General features: G+C 65.7%; 9 protein-coding genes. 3 read left to right on the top strand and 6 right to left on the bottom strand.

From position 1 onward, the window contains the following. Nucleotides 1-74: 74 nt before the first annotated feature. Both LA521A_RS11635 and LA521A_RS11630 read right to left on the bottom strand, forming a co-directional pair. Complete coding sequence (locus tag LA521A_RS11635; RefSeq protein ID WP_281779070.1) at nt 75-1,250, bottom strand: thiolase family protein; 1,176 nt, start codon at nt 1,248-1,250, stop codon at nt 75-77. Between the two features lie 57 nt (nt 1,251-1,307). Then, nucleotides 1,308-1,919 (bottom strand): GNAT family N-acetyltransferase, encoded by a 612-nt coding sequence (locus tag LA521A_RS11630; protein WP_281779069.1) that lies wholly within the window; start codon nt 1,917-1,919, stop codon nt 1,308-1,310. 144 nt (nt 1,920-2,063) lie between these two features. On the opposite strand from LA521A_RS11630, the gene LA521A_RS11625 reads away from it, so the two are divergent. After that, nucleotides 2,064-4,967, top strand: coding sequence for an autotransporter serine protease (locus LA521A_RS11625; protein WP_281779068.1), 2,904 nt, complete (start codon nt 2,064-2,066; stop codon nt 4,965-4,967). A gap of 76 nt (nt 4,968-5,043) precedes the next feature. Here the strand turns inward: LA521A_RS11625 and LA521A_RS11620 are convergent, their stop codons facing one another. The 4 genes from LA521A_RS11620 to LA521A_RS11605 form a co-directional block, all read right to left on the bottom strand. After that, nucleotides 5,044-6,201 (bottom strand): isovaleryl-CoA dehydrogenase, encoded by a 1,158-nt coding sequence (locus LA521A_RS11620; protein WP_281779067.1) that lies wholly within the window; start codon nt 6,199-6,201, stop codon nt 5,044-5,046. A 189-nt stretch (nt 6,202-6,390) separates the two neighbouring features. Then, nucleotides 6,391-7,098, bottom strand: coding sequence for a carbonic anhydrase (locus LA521A_RS11615; RefSeq protein WP_281779066.1), 708 nt, complete (start codon nt 7,096-7,098; stop codon nt 6,391-6,393). 397 nt (nt 7,099-7,495) lie between these two features. Then, on the bottom strand, nt 7,496-8,599 hold the full coding sequence (locus tag LA521A_RS11610) for a Glu/Leu/Phe/Val dehydrogenase dimerization domain-containing protein (protein WP_281779065.1): 1,104 nt from the start codon (nt 8,597-8,599) through the stop codon (nt 7,496-7,498). Between the two features lie 204 nt (nt 8,600-8,803). Beyond that, nucleotides 8,804-10,069, bottom strand: a complete 1,266-nt coding sequence (locus tag LA521A_RS11605) for a 2OG-Fe(II) oxygenase (protein WP_281779064.1) — start codon at nt 10,067-10,069, stop codon at nt 8,804-8,806. A 431-nt stretch (nt 10,070-10,500) separates the two neighbouring features. Between LA521A_RS11605 and LA521A_RS11600 the strand changes: the two genes are divergently transcribed. Both LA521A_RS11600 and LA521A_RS11595 read left to right on the top strand, forming a co-directional pair. Further along, nucleotides 10,501-13,944 carry a methylmalonyl-CoA mutase family protein gene (locus LA521A_RS11600; RefSeq protein WP_281779063.1) on the top strand — a complete coding sequence of 1,148 codons (3,444 nt, stop codon included), beginning with the start codon at nt 10,501-10,503 and terminating at the stop codon, nt 13,942-13,944. A gap of 39 nt (nt 13,945-13,983) precedes the next feature. After that, nucleotides 13,984-15,312 (top strand): AAA family ATPase, encoded by a 1,329-nt coding sequence (locus tag LA521A_RS11595; RefSeq protein ID WP_281779062.1) that lies wholly within the window; start codon nt 13,984-13,986, stop codon nt 15,310-15,312. Nucleotides 15,313-15,780: the final 468 nt, after the last annotated feature.

The raw sequence follows: 15,780 nt of genomic DNA, 5'->3' as shown, positions 1-15,780 counted from the left end.
TAACATGATGACAAGCCGGTGACGCGTGTCAAGCGGCTTGGCCGGTTTTTTTTAGGTAATGCGTTCTTAACGTCTTATAACAGCTCGATGGCGACAGCGGTAGCCTCGCCACCCCCGATGCACAGCGATGCCACGCCCTTCTTGACGCCGCGTGCACGAAGCGCGTGCAGCAACGTCACGACCAGACGCGCACCACTGGCGCCGATGGGATGCCCCAGGGCAACAGCGCCGCCGTTGACGTTGAGCTTCTCGTGCGAGATGCCCAGGTCCTTCATCGGCGCCATGGCCACACAGGAAAACGCTTCATTGACCTCGAACAGGTCAACGTCCTCGACCGACCAGCCGGCCTTGGCCAGCACGTTTGAAATCGCTTTCACCGGCGCGGTGGTGAACCACTCGGGCGCCTGCGCGTGGCCGGCGTGCGCGACGATGCGCGCAAGCGGCTTCAGTCCGCGCTTGCCGGCTTCCTCGGCGCTCATCAGCACGGCGGCGGCGGCGCCGTCGGAAATCTTGGAAGACGAGGCGGCGGTCAGCACGCCGTCCTTGCCGAACGCCGCGCGCAGCGTCGGGATCTTCGCCAGGTCGATCTTGCCCGGCTCCTCGTCGGTGTCGACGACGACCTCGCCCTTGCGACCCTTGACGGTCACCGGCACGACTTCGTCCTTGAACGCACCACCGCTCACCGCGGCCTGCGCGCGACGTGCGCTTTCGGTGGAATACGCATCGAGCGCTTCGCGATCGAAGCCGTACTTCTCGCACGCCATGTCGCCGAACACGCCCATCGCCTTGCCGTCGTACGGGTTGGTCAGGCCGTCCCACGCCATGTGGTCGAGGAACTCCGCGCTGCCGTAACGGATGCCGGTGCGCGAGTTGTTGAGCAGGTGCGGCGCATTGGTCATCGACTCCATGCCGCCGGCCACGATTACCTGCGCCGAGCCGGCCTTGATCAGATCGTGCGCGAGCATGATCGACTTCATGCCCGAGCCGCAGACCTTGTTGATGGTGGTGCAGCCGGCGGAGGTGGGCAGGCCTGCACCGAGCGCGGCCTGGCGCGCGGGCGCCTGGCCGAGACCGGCCGGCAGCACGCAGCCCATGATGACCTCGTCGACCTGTTCGGCGGCGACGCCGGCGTGCTCCAGCGCACCCTTGATGGCGGCCGTGCCCAGCGCGGGGGTCGGGACGCCGGTGAACTGGCCGAGGAAGGAACCGATGGCGGTGCGCTTGGCACCGACGATGACGACGTCGCTCATGGGAACTCCAGCAGAAGACGGACTGTGACCGCGCCGGCGCGGGCCGGAACCCGCCGATTATGCGGGGGCGTGCTGCGCCGCGGCAAACCGGGGTCGGGCGAGCTTCAGCAGGTAAAGCGCCCGACCGCGCCCGGGCGGCCCCTGTCGCTGGAACCCCAACGGCTCATAAAGGGAAGGAACGCCCGTCCAGACGAACGCGCCGCCCTGACGCTCGCCGGGATCGAGCGATTGCGGGTAGGCCTCCACTTCCTCAGCCCCCTGCTGCCGTGCCAGGTCGATGGCGCCGGCCACCAGCGCCCGCGCCACGCCCCGGCCCCGCCACGGCGCGGGGACATACAGACAGTTGAGCGACCACGTCGCGGGCGACCATGGGCGCACCAGCGCCTTGCTTCGCTCGACACGCGGGAAGTCCGCGCGCGGACCGATGGCGCACCAGCCGACCGGCTCGTCCCCATGGAAGGCGAGCACGCCCGATGCCTTCCCCGAGTTGACCAGTTTGCGAAACGCGGCGCGGTTGGGTTCGCCCTTCGCCGCGTCCCACGTGCGTCCACCCATCGGCACGCGCCACCACATGCACCAGCAGCCGCCGCATGCGCCGCGCGGGCCGAACAGCGTTTCGATCGTGGTCCAGTCGTCGCGGCGCAGGGACCGGGTGTGGAGCGCGTTCATGGCGTTCATCGATGTGCGCGAATTGTGGCGTGTGGCGTGGATCTCATCACCGGATCGTGCGTACCGATTGTGGACGATCCGGTTTGGGTCAATACTCGTTTTTCGCGATCGCTGGGGAGCGATGCGATCTTTACGGGGAGCGTCATGCAATACACGCAGAAGGAATTGGTGACCGCGATGCGCAGCGTCCTGCTGTGCACGGGGCTGATGGGTCTTGCCGCCTGTGGCGGCGGTGGTGGCGGCAACGTTCGCGAAACGCCGCCGCTGTACGGGCCGCAACCTCCGACTGCGCCGACGACGCCCCCTCCCACGACGCCCACCGCGCCCGTGGTCAGCACGCCCAATCCCGCCTACAGCCAGCACATCGCACTGACCAACACGGCGCCGGCGCACCAGGCCGGTTTCACCGGCGCAGGGCTGCGCATCGGCGTGCTCGACAGCGGCGTGATGCGCAACCACCCGGCGCTCGCGCCGCGCGTGGTGGCGAACTTCAACTACGTGTCGTCCCCGCCGAACAACCTGCAGGTCGATGACGTGCTCGGCCACGGAACGGAAGTCGCGCAGCTCGCCGCCGGTACGCCGTTCGGTGCGTGGCCTGGCGGTATCGCGCCCGGCGCGCAGATCGTGTCGGCGCGCATCCTCGCCGACAAGCCGCCGAGCGATGACGGCAGTGGACAGGGCAATGAAGTCGATGGCGAACTGGGCCTGCGCGAGATCCACCAGCAGCTGATCAGCAGCGGCGTGCGGATCATGAACAACTCCTGGGGCGGCCTGTACTGGACCAACACCGTCGCGACCAATCCGATCGCCGACGAGTACCGCCCCTTCGTGCTGGGCAACAACGGCCTGGTGGTCTTCGCCACCGGCAACGACGCGCGCGCGAACCCCGACAGCATGGCCGGACTGCCAAGCCAGCCGGGCCCGAACGGCACGTTGCCGGCGGCGGACCTGGAACGCGGCTGGCTCGCGGTGACCGCGGTCAATCCGAACAACGTGCAGCAGCTCGACGTCGGTCCGGACGGCGCCGTCTACGCGAACGCATGCGGCATCGCGGTGCGTTACTGCCTCGCGGCCCCGGGCACGACGGTGTTCACCGGGGCCACCGACGGCCCGACTGCGCCCACGTACTGGAAGGGCTCGGGCACGTCGTTCGCCGCGCCGCAGGTGTCGGGTGCGGCGGCGCTGGTGTGGCAGGCCTTCCCGTACTTCACCAACGACCTGGTGCGGCAGACGCTGCTCGGCACCGCGACGGACCTCGGTACGCCGGGGCCGGACGGCATCTTCGGCTACGGCCTGCTCAACGTCGGCCGCGCGATCAACGGACCGGGTCGTTTCGACTGGGGCGAGGTGTCGGTCGACGTCGGCGGTACCAGCCGTCCGTGGAGCAATCCCATCGCCGGCAGCGGCGGGCTTCGCAAGCGCGGCGCGGGCACGCTCGCGCTGACCGGCGCCAACACCTACACCGGCCGCACCACGGTCGAGGCAGGCATCCTCGAAGTGCAGCGTGCGATGCCGGGCGGCGCGACCGTGCAGGGCAGCGGACGCCTTCGCCTTCGCGCAGGCCTGCAGGGCAATCCGGTGTCGGCCAACGTCGGCTCGCTCGACAACTCCGGCACCATCGAATTCCTCGGCGGCGATACCGCGCAGGGCGCGACGTACGCCATGTCGAGCTTGCGCAACAACGCCAGCGGCGCGATGGAACTGCAGATCGGCGCGCACCTGGACGTGTCCGGCACGGCGACCCTGGGCGGCGAACTGCGACTGACCGGCCGCGCGCCGAACTACATCATCGCCACGCCGAGCATCAACACGCCCACGCGCGAGACCTTCCTCAATGCCGCCTCCGTGAGCGGCACGTTCGCGACGGTCACGTGGTCGCCGTTCGTCGCCGGTTCCGTCGCGTATGCGGCGACCGACGTCTCGCTGCTGCTGTCGCGTGCCGATGTCGCCACCACCGCGTCCTCGCTCGGGCTGACGGCCACCTCGCTGTCCAGCGCGCAGCGCATGGAAGGTGCGATGGACCAGATCGACGCGAGCATCGCCAACGGCGAAGGCGCCAGCAACGACGTGCTCGCCGGCGCGATCGCCTTCCAGGGCACGCCCGACGCCGCCGCGGCGGAACGTTCGCTCGCCAGCCTCTCCGGCGAACTGCACGTCGCCGACGCTTCATTCGCGATGATGGCGATCGAAGGCAACCGTCGCGCGCTGGAATCGCGTATCGACGCGCTGCAGGAGGCGCCGCTCGGCGGCGCCTGGTTCGACGACCTGGACTCGCAGCGTGCGCTCGCGCGTTTCGACATGCAGGCCGAAGGCTGGATGGCCGGCCAGGATCGCCGCCTCGGCGCGCTTACCGTCGGCGCCGCGCTCGCGCAGACCGAAGGCTGGGCGCATCACGAACAACGCTTCGATCGCGAACACAACCGCCAGCTCGAAGCGCAGTTCTACGCCAGCTACGACCTGGGGCAGGGCTACCTGCTCGGCAGTCTCGCCGTCGGACGCATGCAGCGCTGGACGCGTCGCGACGTGCTGCTCGGCGTCGACGCGTTCCGCCTCGGAACCGATTACGCGCAGCGCTACGCGAGCGTCGGCATGCAGGCCGGCCTGCCGATGCACGTCGGCGAAGGCCGCATCACGCCGTACGTCGGCGTGCAGAACCTCCAGCTCGAGCGCGACGGTTTCAGCGAGAACGGCGCATCCGGTTTCGGCTTGAGCGCCGACGGCTCGTCGATGCGCGTCAGCCAGGCGCTGCTCGGCGCGCGCTATGCGACGCAGTGGAGCATCGGTTCGGCGCAGTGGGACCTGCAGGCGCGCATGGAATGGCAGCGCCTGCTGTCGCAGTCCGGCGGCGACGTCCAGGCGCGTTTCACCGCGCTCGACGTGTGGTCGCCGATCGTGGGCGGGGCGCTCGATCGCGATGTCGGCGTGCTCGGCTTCGGCGTCGGCACGTGGTTGCGCAACGGCAGCCGCCTGAGCCTCGACCTCGATGCACGCAACGACCACGGCCAGACCTGGACGCAGGCGATGCTCAACTGGTCTGCGGGGTTCTGATCCACCGATAGCAAAACGGCCGCCCCAGGGCGGCCGTTCTGTTTTCAGTGCACACCGCCGAGGCGGGCAGATCGGCTCAATGCCGCTCTTCGAACAACTCTCGGCCGATCAGCATGCGACGGATCTCGTTGGTGCCCGCGCCGATGGCGTAGAGCTTCGCGTCGCGCAGGATGCGGCCGGTCGGGAATTCGTTGATGTAGCCGTTGCCACCCAGTGCCTGGATGCCTTCCAGCGCGACCTGCACTGCCGCTTCGGACGCATGCAGCAGGCACGAGGCCGCATCGACGCGGCTGCGATGGCCCGCGTCGAAATCGCGGCCCACCTGGTAGGCGAACGCGCGGCTGGACTGCAGCGCGGTGTACATGTCGGCGATCTTGCCCTGCATCAGCCCGAAGGTGCCGATGGCCGCGTTGAACTGCTTGCGCTCGCGCACGTAGGGCAGGGAGATGTCGAGCGCGGCCTGCATCAGCCCGATCGGCCCGCCGGTCAGCACGAGCCGCTCGGTGTTGAGGCCGCTCATCAGCACCTTCACGCCGCGGTTCACTTCGCCCAGCACGTTTTCGGCCGGAATCTCGCAGTCCTCGAACACCAACTCGCAGGTGTTGGAGCCGCGCATGCCGAACTTGTCGAGCTTCTGCGCGGTGGAGAAACCCTTCATGCCCTTCTCGACGAGGAACGCCGTCATGCACTGGCTGCCCGCGTCCTTGCCGGCGGTGCGCATGTAGACGATGAGCACGTCGGCCTCGGGGCCGTTGGTGATCCACATCTTGTTGCCGTTGGCGACCCACACGCCATCGCGAAGCTCGGCGCGGCAGCTCATCGAACCGACCACGTCCGAACCCGCACCCGGCTCGCTCATCGCCAGCGCGCCCTTCCATTCGCCGCTGCACAGCTTCGGCAGGTACTTCTGGCGCTGCGCTTGCGTGCCGTTCGCGTAGAGGTTGCTCACGCACAGATTCGAATGCGCGCCGTAGCTCAGGCCCACCGAACCGGACGCGCGCGAGATCTCTTCCATCGCGACCAGGTGCGCGAGGTAGCCCATGTCGCTGCCGCCGTATTCGCCCGGGACGGTCATGCCGAGCAGGCCCATTTCGCCGAGCTTCGGCCACAGGTCCTGCGGGAACCAGTTCTCCTCGTCGATCTGCGCTGCGCGCGGTGCGATCTCGGCCTCGGCGAAACGTCGCACGGCATCGCGCAGGGCATCGATTTCGTCACCGAGAGGGAAAGGGCGCATGGGAATCCTGTGTGTGGCGGAAGGAGGACGCGTGGCAGGCCGACGCGCGATGCGTCAATTCTAGGGGCGCGCGGTGAAACGGTCGTCGTGCGGTGCAATAAAACCGCCGGGCCAAGGGCCTGGAAAGCAGCGCGCCCCGCCACCGTACGCAACGGTGCGGGGCGCGCCAGAGCGGGCGTGCGGTCGCGATCAGCCTTCGGAATGCACCAGCGGACGGCCGTTCAGCGGCTGCACGTTGCGGTTGTTGTGGCGGTAGTGCGCCAGGAACGCGTCGATCTGCCTGCGCGACATCGCGACCGGCGTCGGCAGCACGTACCACTCGACGTTCTCGGTGAGCGGCGGCGTCGTCAGCGAGCCCAGGTAGTGGTAGTAGCCGCGGTTCGCCGGCAGTAGCGCGTCGATGTCGACCTCTTCCGGCGCGTGCTTCGCGTGCGCGAGGTTGTCGAGCACCGCCTGCGCCTGCGCGTTCGGCTTGCCCGCTTCGTACATCACGCCGACCACGGCGAGCCGGCCGTCCTGCGCCTTGAACACGTAATGGCCTTCGAGCGGGTAGTGCTTGCCGTCGAGGGTGTGTTCGCTCGCGGCGTGGAAATGGAACTGCGCCAGCGTGAAGTGGCGGCCGCGGATCGTGGCCTGCGTCGAATGGGTTTCGACTTCCACCGCGTGGCCGTTGTCGACGGCTTCCATCGGCGCGTGCGTGTGCTCGAACACCAGCGCCTGCGGCTCGTCGTCGCGTGCGGAGACGGCGTCATGCGTGACGATGTCGATGGGCGACTGCGCCATGTCGTGCGCGGATTGCCACTGGTCCTGATGGTCGTAGTCGATGCGGCCGTCGCCGGCATGCGCGACGAAGGCGGCAGTGAGGAACAGCGCGGCAAGGGGAAGGGCGATGCGCATGGCGGCGACTCCGATGGGGGGAAGGCCACTGTGCGCCGACGGACTTGCTGCGTCTTTCGGAATCGCCTGAAAAAAGAGCCGTTTGTCGGTGACTTTGGTGGTATCCAGCGCCCCGTTATTCCGTCAGCCCGGCGGACGCCGGACGCAAGCGGTCTGGCTCGAACGTCACCTTTGCGCGTCATTCCCGCGAAGGCGGGAATCCAACTGCAAGCGCATCACGCCATTCGTAGGAGGTGATACGTCGGATGCATGGATCCCCGCCTGCGCGGGGATGACGGTAAAGAACGCGGGGATGACGGTAAAGAACACCGCGACGCATCGGCGCACCCAAGCGGAAAAAAGAAAACGCCCGGACAAGCCGGGCGTTCTCGACATCAGTCCGAACCGCAAGACGGAATTAATGCCCGCCGCGGATGCGCCCCTGGAAGCGCGGAGCCGAACGGCCCAGCGGCAGCTTCAGCTTGCCGATCGCGGTGATGCGCTCTTCCGCCAGGCGGTCGGCCGCGCGGTAGGTCGGGATCGCGTCACGCTCGGCGATCTCGAAGATGCGCGCGAGGTTGTGGTAGATCGTGCGCATCATGCGCATGGCGCGCTCGCGGTTGTAGCCGTCGAGTTCCAGCGCCACGTTCATCACACCGCCCGCGTTCACCGCGTAGTCCGGTGCGTACAGGATGCCGCGCTTGGCCACTTCGTCGCCGATGGCGTTGTTGGCCAGCTGGTTGTTGGCCGCGCCGCAGATGACCTTGGCCTTCAGGCGGGGCAGGGTGCCTTCGTTGACGGTGCCGCCCAGCGCGCACGGCGAGTACACATCGGCCGGCACGTCGTAGATCTCGTCCAGGCCCACGGCTTCCACGCCGTATTCCGAAACGGCCTTGTCGACCAGGCCCTTGTTGATGTCGGTTGCGAAGATCTTCGCGCCGCGCTCCTTGAGCAGCTTCACGAACTCCATGCCGACATGGCCCAGGCCCTGCACGGCGTAGGAGTACTTGCCGACTTCCTCGTCGCCGAAGCGCTTGTTCAGCGTGGCCATCAGGCCCTGCAGCGTGCCGTACGCGGTGAACGGCGACGGGTCGCCCGAACCGCCGTGGACCTGGTGCACGCCGGTGACGTACTCGGTCTCGCGGTACACGTATTCCATGTCGTTGACGTCGATGCCGACGTCTTCGGCCGTGATGTAGCGGCCGCCCAGCGATTCGACGAACTGGCCGAACGCGCGGAACAGCGCCTCGGACTTGTCGGCGGCCGGATCACCGATGATCACCGCCTTGCCGCCGCCGATGTTCAGGCCGGCGACCGCGTTCTTGTAGGTCATGCCGCGCGAGAGGCGGAGCACGTCGTTGAGCGCGTCCTGCTCGGTCTTGTACGGCCACATGCGCGTACCGCCGAGGGCCGGACCGAGCACGGTGTTGTGGATCGCGATGATGGCCTTCAGGCCCGCGTCCTTGTTGTGGCAAAACACGACCTGCTCGTGGCCGAAGGTGTCCAGCGTTTCGAAAATCATCGGGTGCTCCGCTGTTGGCGCGAGAGGTTGCGCGTCGCGCTTTACGCCAACTGTGATGGGTAAGTCGTTGAATCGAAATGGAAATGCCGCTGCAAGTGGGGTCCATGACCCCGCCGCAGGCGCGACAGTCTAATCCAATCGGCCGGGAGGGACAGGCATGCCGACGGACGGCTTGGAGGGCGCCGCCCGTTCAGTAACTTCCGTTCAGAAGCGCCGGTACGGGGCCTGCCGCAGCCAGAGCGTCGCCAGCCATTTCTCCCCGCGCTCCACGGGAAGCCCCGCGTGCAGCGAATCCGGGTCGGGCGTGCCGTCGGCGTGCAGGTTCTCGAACACCACCGCGCGCCCCGGCCGCGGTTCGACCTTGAGCCCGGCAACCGGAAACTCGGTCTGCCCACCGGCCTCGACCGTGTTGAGGTACACGCAGATGGTGCGCAGGCGATTGCCGGCGTCGGGGCGATCGCGTTCGATCGAACTGGGCGGGCGGTAATCGCGATGCGGACGATACTCCTGGCCGGGTTCGTAGCGCAGCACCACCAGGTGCTCGGCATGATCCAGCGGCAACCCGGCGGCGGAGGCCATGCGCAGTTGCACGCAGCGCAGCGCAAGGTCTTCCAGGATCGCGTCGAAGGCGGCGTCGCTGCTGGTGCGGATCTCTTGCTCGAACGGCAATCCCGTTTCCGGATCGACCGTGCGCGAGCGCTGCAGATGCGTTTGGGCATTGGCGATCAGCAGCCGGCATTCCTCGGCGCTGAGCAGGCCGTCGACGGTTGCGACGTTCGGGCGCGCGGATTGCGCCGTGAGCGCGACAGGCTGCAGCACGTCTTCCATCGACAGCACGCCCGGCGCGGAGGCGTTCGGCGCGTAGTCCGGCACCACGATCTCCGGCAACGGCCCGATGCCGATCGCCTGCAACTGCGCGCGCAGATCGGCGGCGGCTTCGGGCTGTGGCGTGTCGCCTTCGCCGCGCCTCATGCGCTCGACCAGCAGCCGCGCCGCGACCACGTCGCCCAACCCGGCGCCGCGTTCGAGCAGTTGCAGGCAGCGCAGCTGGTCGGCGGGATCGGCCTTGCGACCGAAGTGCACCGCAGCCGCGCGCAGGGCGGGCGGGTAATCGGCGCGCACGGCACGCAGCACGCGCTCGTTGATGCGTCCATCGCGCGGCAGCGTGCGCCCGCCGAGCGACATCAGCGCCAGGAAATACGACGCGATCGGGCTTCCCGCCGATTCGGCGCGCAGCAGCCACTCGGCCGCGCGCACGGGTTCCGCATCGCAGCCGACGCCGTACATCAGCATGCGGGCGTATTCGATCTGCGCGTTCGCCAGTCCGGCTTCCGCTGCGCGGCGGTGCAGGGTGAACGCTTCGTCCAGCTCGTGCCGTGCGACCAGCGCCGAGGCCAGCTGGTACAGCGCCTGAGGCGCGCCGTCGTGTGCGCGGCGACGAAGGTCGAGCAGGGCGGCGTCTTCGTTCATGGCGGCTCGCGGGATCGGAGGGCGAGTGTAGCCAGAAAGGAAGTTCGACTTTGCCGAACGGGTCGATTGCTGCGGTAGCACGGTGTCCCCAACCAACGCGATCGCGACGTGCCGGCATGCGGGCGGCGTCGTGTCCATGAACCAGCGTCATCCCGGCGAAGGCCGGGACCCAGGCCCGCAGCTTCGAAAGCCGCGAGTGATTCGTATGAACGCGTGACCGCCTGGATCCCGGCCTTCGCCGGGATGACGAGCTCCTGTAGCCCGGGTAAGCGAAGCGCACCCGGGGTAGGTGGCCGGCGACCCCGGGTGCGCTGGCGCTTACCCGGGCTACAAAGGCCAAACGCCACGCCCGTCAATCCCGCGCCGCACAACAAGCCCCTAATCCCCCTCGGGCTACAATACGGATTCGATCGTTTCCGTATCTGAGCGCAATGAGCACCCCCGCCAGCAACCTCCCCGAAGCCGCCTCCGAGACCACGCCGCTGCGGTTCGTCACCGCCGCCAGCCTGTTCGACGGGCACGACGCCGCCATCAACATCATGCGGCGCCTGATCCAGGGGCAGGGGGCGGAAGTCATCCACCTCGGCCACAACCGCTCGGTCGAGGACGTCGTCCGCGCCGCGCTGCAGGAAGACGCCGACGGCATCGCCCTGTCGTCCTACCAGGGCGGCCACGTCGAGTACTTCAAGTACATGGTCGACATGCTGAAAGAACGCGGCGCCGGCCACATCCGCGTGTTCGGCGGCGGCGGCGGCACGATCACGCCGGAAGAGATCCGCGAACTCCAGGCCTACGGCGTGGAGCGCATCTACCACCCCAACGACGGCATGCACATGGGGCTGGTGGCGATGATCGAGGACGTCGTGCGTCGTGCCGGCGATGCCCGCAAGGCCGCGCAGCATCCCGACAAGTCGGCCGACATCGACGACGAGATCAGCATCGGCCACACGCTCAGCGCCATCGAGGAGGGCGTGTTCGACGAGGCCCAGCTCACGCACCTGCGCAAGCAGTGGCAGCTCGCCGGCGGCAAGACGCCCGTCATCGGCATCACCGGCACCGGCGGCGCCGGCAAGTCGTCGGTCACCGACGAACTGCTCAACCGCTTCCTCGCCAGCTTCCCGGAGATGCGCATCGCCGTGATCTCCGTCGATCCCACGCGCCGCCGCACCGGTGGCGCGCTGCTGGGCGACCGCATCCGCATGAATTCGCTGCGCAGCAAGCGCGTGTACATGCGTTCGATGGCCACGCGCCGCCAGCACGCCGCCACCAACACCGTGCTGAAGGACTGCATCGGCTTCCTCAAGGGCCTGGGCTACGACCTGGTCATCGTGGAAACCGCCGGCATCGGCCAGTCGGATTCGGAAATCGTCGACCTCGTCGATTTCCCGATGTACGTCATGACCAGCGACTTCGGCGCGCCGAGCCAGCTGGAGAAGATCGACATGCTCGACTTCGCCGAGCTCGTCGTGCTGAACAAGTTCGACAAGCGCGGCGCCGAAGACGCGCTGCGCGACGTGCGCAAGCAATGGAAGCGCAACCGCGTCGCCTTCCAGACCAAGGACGAGGACGTCCCGGTCTATCCGACCATCGCCAGCCAGTTCAACGACCCCGGCATCAGCTGGATGTTCGCCAACCTGTGCCGCCTGCTGCGCGACAAGCTGTCGCTGCCGGCCGAAAAGTGGACGCCGCAGATCGACACCTCGCTGAAGGAACCGCGCGCCACGGTGCTGATTCCGGGCAGCCGCGTGCGGTATCTGGCTGAAATCGCCGAGCAGGGTCGCGGCATCAACGCGCAGATCGAAACGCAGGCGGAAATCGCCGATCGCGCGCAGAGCTACTGGCAGTCGCTCAATGGCCTCGGCGACGACGCGCTGCCGAAGGCGCTCGATCTGTACGCGGCAGATGCCCTCACCAGCGGCGGCGACAAGACGCTGCTCACGCTGCGCCAGCGCTACAACGACGCCGTGCAGTCGCTCACGTCCGAGGCGCTCAAGCTCCTGCGCGAGTGGCCCGCACGCCTGAAGTCGATCACCGACGAAGTCAACGAATATCAGGTGCGCGACAAGACCATTCGCGTCGAGAACTACCGCGAATCGCTGAGCCACCAGAAGATCCCGAAGATCGCCGCGCCCACCTACAAGAGCTGGGGCGAGCTGCTGACGTTCCTGCAGAAGGAAAACCTGCCGGGCTACTACCCGTACACCGGCGGCGTGTATCCGTACCGCCGCACTGGCGAGGATCCCATCCGCATGTTCGCCGGCGAAGGCACGCCGGAGCGCACTAACCGCCGCTTCCATTACCTGTCCGTCGGCCAGCCGGCCGCGCGTCTTTCCACCGCGTTCGACAGCGTCACGCTCTACGGCGAAGACCCCGCCGTGCGCCCGGACATCTACGGCAAGATCGGCAACTCCGGCGTCAACATCGCCACGCTGGACGACATGAAGAAGCTGTATTCCGGCTTCGACCTGTGCGCGCCGAGCACCTCGGTGTCGATGACCATCAACGGCCCGGCGCCGATCATCCTGGCGATGTTCATGAACACCGCCATCGACCAGCAGGTCGAGAAATACCTGCGAAGCGATGACGCGCGCTGGACGGACGCGCACGAAAAAATCGACGCGCTGTTCGAAGGCCGCAAGCGCCCCGAATACAGCGGCATGCTGCCCGAAGGCAACGACGGCCTCGGCCTCGGCCTGCTGGGCGTGACGGGCGATCAGATCATCGACGCCGAGACCTACGCCAACATCAAGGCGCAGACGCTGGCGACCGTGCGCGGCACCGTGCAGGCCGACATCCTGAAAGAAGACCAGGCGCAGAACACCTGCATCTTCAGCACCGAGTTCGCCCTGCGCATGATGGGCGACATCCAGCAGTACTTCGTGGACAAGAACGTCCGCAATTTCTACTCGGTGTCCATCAGCGGTTACCACATCGCCGAAGCCGGCGCGAACCCGATCAGCCAGCTCGCCTTCACGCTGAGCAACGGCTTCACCATCGTCGAGTACTACCTCGCGCGCGGCATGAAGATCGACGACTTCGCGCCAAACCTGTCGTTCTTCTTCTCAAACGGCATGGACCCGGAATACACGGTGATTGGCCGCGTCGCCCGTCGCATCTGGGCGCGTGCGATGCGCGAACGCTACGGCGCGTCCGCGCGCAGCCAGATGATGAAGTACCACATCCAGACCAGCGGCCGTTCGCTGCACGCGCAGGAAATCCAGTTCAACGACATCCGCACCACGCTGCAGGCGTTGTACGCGCTGTTCGACAACTGCAACAGCCTGCACACCAATGCGTACGACGAAGCCATCACCACGCCGACCGAAGAAAGCGTGCGCCGCGCCGTCGCCATCCAGATGATCATCAACAAGGAACTGGGGCTCAACTTCAACGAGAACCCCTGGCAGGGCAGCTTCATCGTCGACAAGCTCACCGACATCGTCGAAGAAGCGGTCTACAAGGAGTTCGAAGCCATCAGCGAGCGCGGCGGCGTGCTGGGCGCCATGGACACCATGTACCAGCGCGGCAAGATCCAGGAAGAGAGCCTGTACTACGAGCACAAGAAGCACGACGGCACGCTGCCGCTGATCGGCGTGAACACCTTCCTCCCGAAGGACCACGGCGGCGACATCGTCACCGAGATCGAACTGATCCGCTCCACCGAAGGCGAAAAGGGCCAGCAGATCGACAACGTCGCCGGCTACCAGGGCAACCGCAACGGCTATGCGCCGGAAGGGTTGAAGGCGCTACAGGCGACGGCGCGGGAGCGGCGGAATGTGTTTGCCAGTTTGATGGAGGCGGTGAAGACGCATAGCCTTGGGCAGATCAGCCATGCGCTTTATGACGTGGGTGGGGAGTATCGGCGGAATATGTAACCGGAACTGGCAACTCTGCTTGAGTCAAACGGAGGAGTGATGCTTCAAGTCGTTGGGTTGCATGGATTCAAATCGTTCTATGGAACAAAGTCAGTATCCTTTGGGAGCTTGACCATTCTTGCCGGCGCTAACAGTTCCGGTAAGTCGTCGCTCATGCAGCCGCTTCTCCTCATGAAACAAACCTTGGAGTGCCCATTCGATCCAGGCCCACTCTTGCTCGAGGGGCCGAACGTCCGCATTACCTCTGCTGATCAGGTCCTTGCTAGGCAAAGAACCGCAGGCGAGGACAGGGTGGGCGTCGTTGTTGGGCTGCGCGGTGCACCTATGTACTCTGCGTTGTTCAAGAAGGCTCCAAGAGGATTCGCGCTTTTCGAACAAACGCTTGGCAATCCGCGTCGGCCTAACGACAAAGGCGTGGCCCTTAAGGAGGGGGTTTCCCTAAGCGTCAAGAGCGATGAGATACAGGCGCTGTCGAAGCTAAACAACATGGTGCGCGCGTGGTCTCAGATCAGTCGAACAAAGAAGCCAACGTTCGGTACGGTCCGAGATCGCTGCTTCATAGGGCTGTCCGTTGACATTGAAGGAGGCGATGCAAGCAATAAGCCGAACGTTGATATCGATATCGCTTCGTTCGTTGCGGAAGCGCTTAAATCGCTTATACATATCCCGGGGCTGCGAGGGAATCCGGAGCGTACATATAAAACAACGGCCGTAGGTAGCAGTTTCCCTGGTACTTTCGACAATTATGTCGCCAGCGTTATTCAGTCCTGGCAGGCAAAGGGTGCCGTGGAACTGCGCCAGCTAAACCAAAATCTAGCCCAAGTCGGTTTAAACCCCGGCGTGAGCGCTACCGAAGAGCTGGATACGCGTGTCGCAATTGAAGTCAGTCGAGTAGCTGGTGTAAGCGCGATCGATGATCGAGTAAGTATCGCAGACGTCGGCTTAGGTGTTTCGCAAGTATTACCATTCTTGGTTGCTCTACTCGTCGCACGTCCCGGACAGATTGTCTACGTTGAGCAGCCTGAGCTCCACCTACATCCAGCGTCGCAATATCGGCTTGCCGAGGTAATTCAGCATGCCATTGTGAGGGGCGTTCAGGTGATCATGGAAACGCATAGCGCGATTCTGATTAGAGGCGTGCAAACTCTGGTCGCTCAGGGGCGTATTGAATCCGATCAAGTTGTATTGAACTGGTTCTCTCGAAATGAGGGTGGCGCAACTCGTGTCGATTCGAAAACACTCGATAAGGATGGTTCGGTCGGTAGTTGGCCCGCTGACTTTGACGAGGTCAGTTTGGCCGCAGATACGGCCTATTTGGACGCCGTTGCCGAAGTCCATGGCCAGTCTCTGTCTGAAGAGCAACTATGAACTTCACAGTTGATGCGTGTGTTGTGCGCGCCTCAGGTGAAAGTGGATCTGGTGCATCGTCAGTCTGCCGGAGTGCGCTGCTAGCCCTCTCGCATAGGAGCGTCAGACTGGTTTGCTGTCCGACATTGAAGGATGAGTGGCGAAGGCATGCGTCACGTTTTGGAACGGCCTGGCTCGCCAGCATGGCGTCGAAAGGGCTGCTTCGTTATGTTTCGTTGAATGCGGTCCATCAAGCTGGAGTCGTCAACGCGATCGCAACTCTCCCGCCGTGCGACACTCCCGTGGCGATGAAGGATGCGCATTTAGTTGTGAATGCTATATCAAACAATGCAACCGTCCTTTCGTTGGAGGTTCGTTGCCGAGCTAAGTTTCATCTCGCATGTGCAGCGTATCTCGCGCTCGGCGCGAAAAGTGGGGCGCTCACGTCCTGGGTCGTCTGGCTGTATGTTGTTCTCTTTGTCGGCGCGG

Source organism: Lysobacter auxotrophicus (assembly GCF_027924565.1).
In the GTDB taxonomy this organism is placed as follows: domain Bacteria; phylum Pseudomonadota; class Gammaproteobacteria; order Xanthomonadales; family Xanthomonadaceae; genus Lysobacter_J; species Lysobacter_J auxotrophicus.
This window is presented reverse-complemented; position numbering and strand designations above follow the sequence as displayed.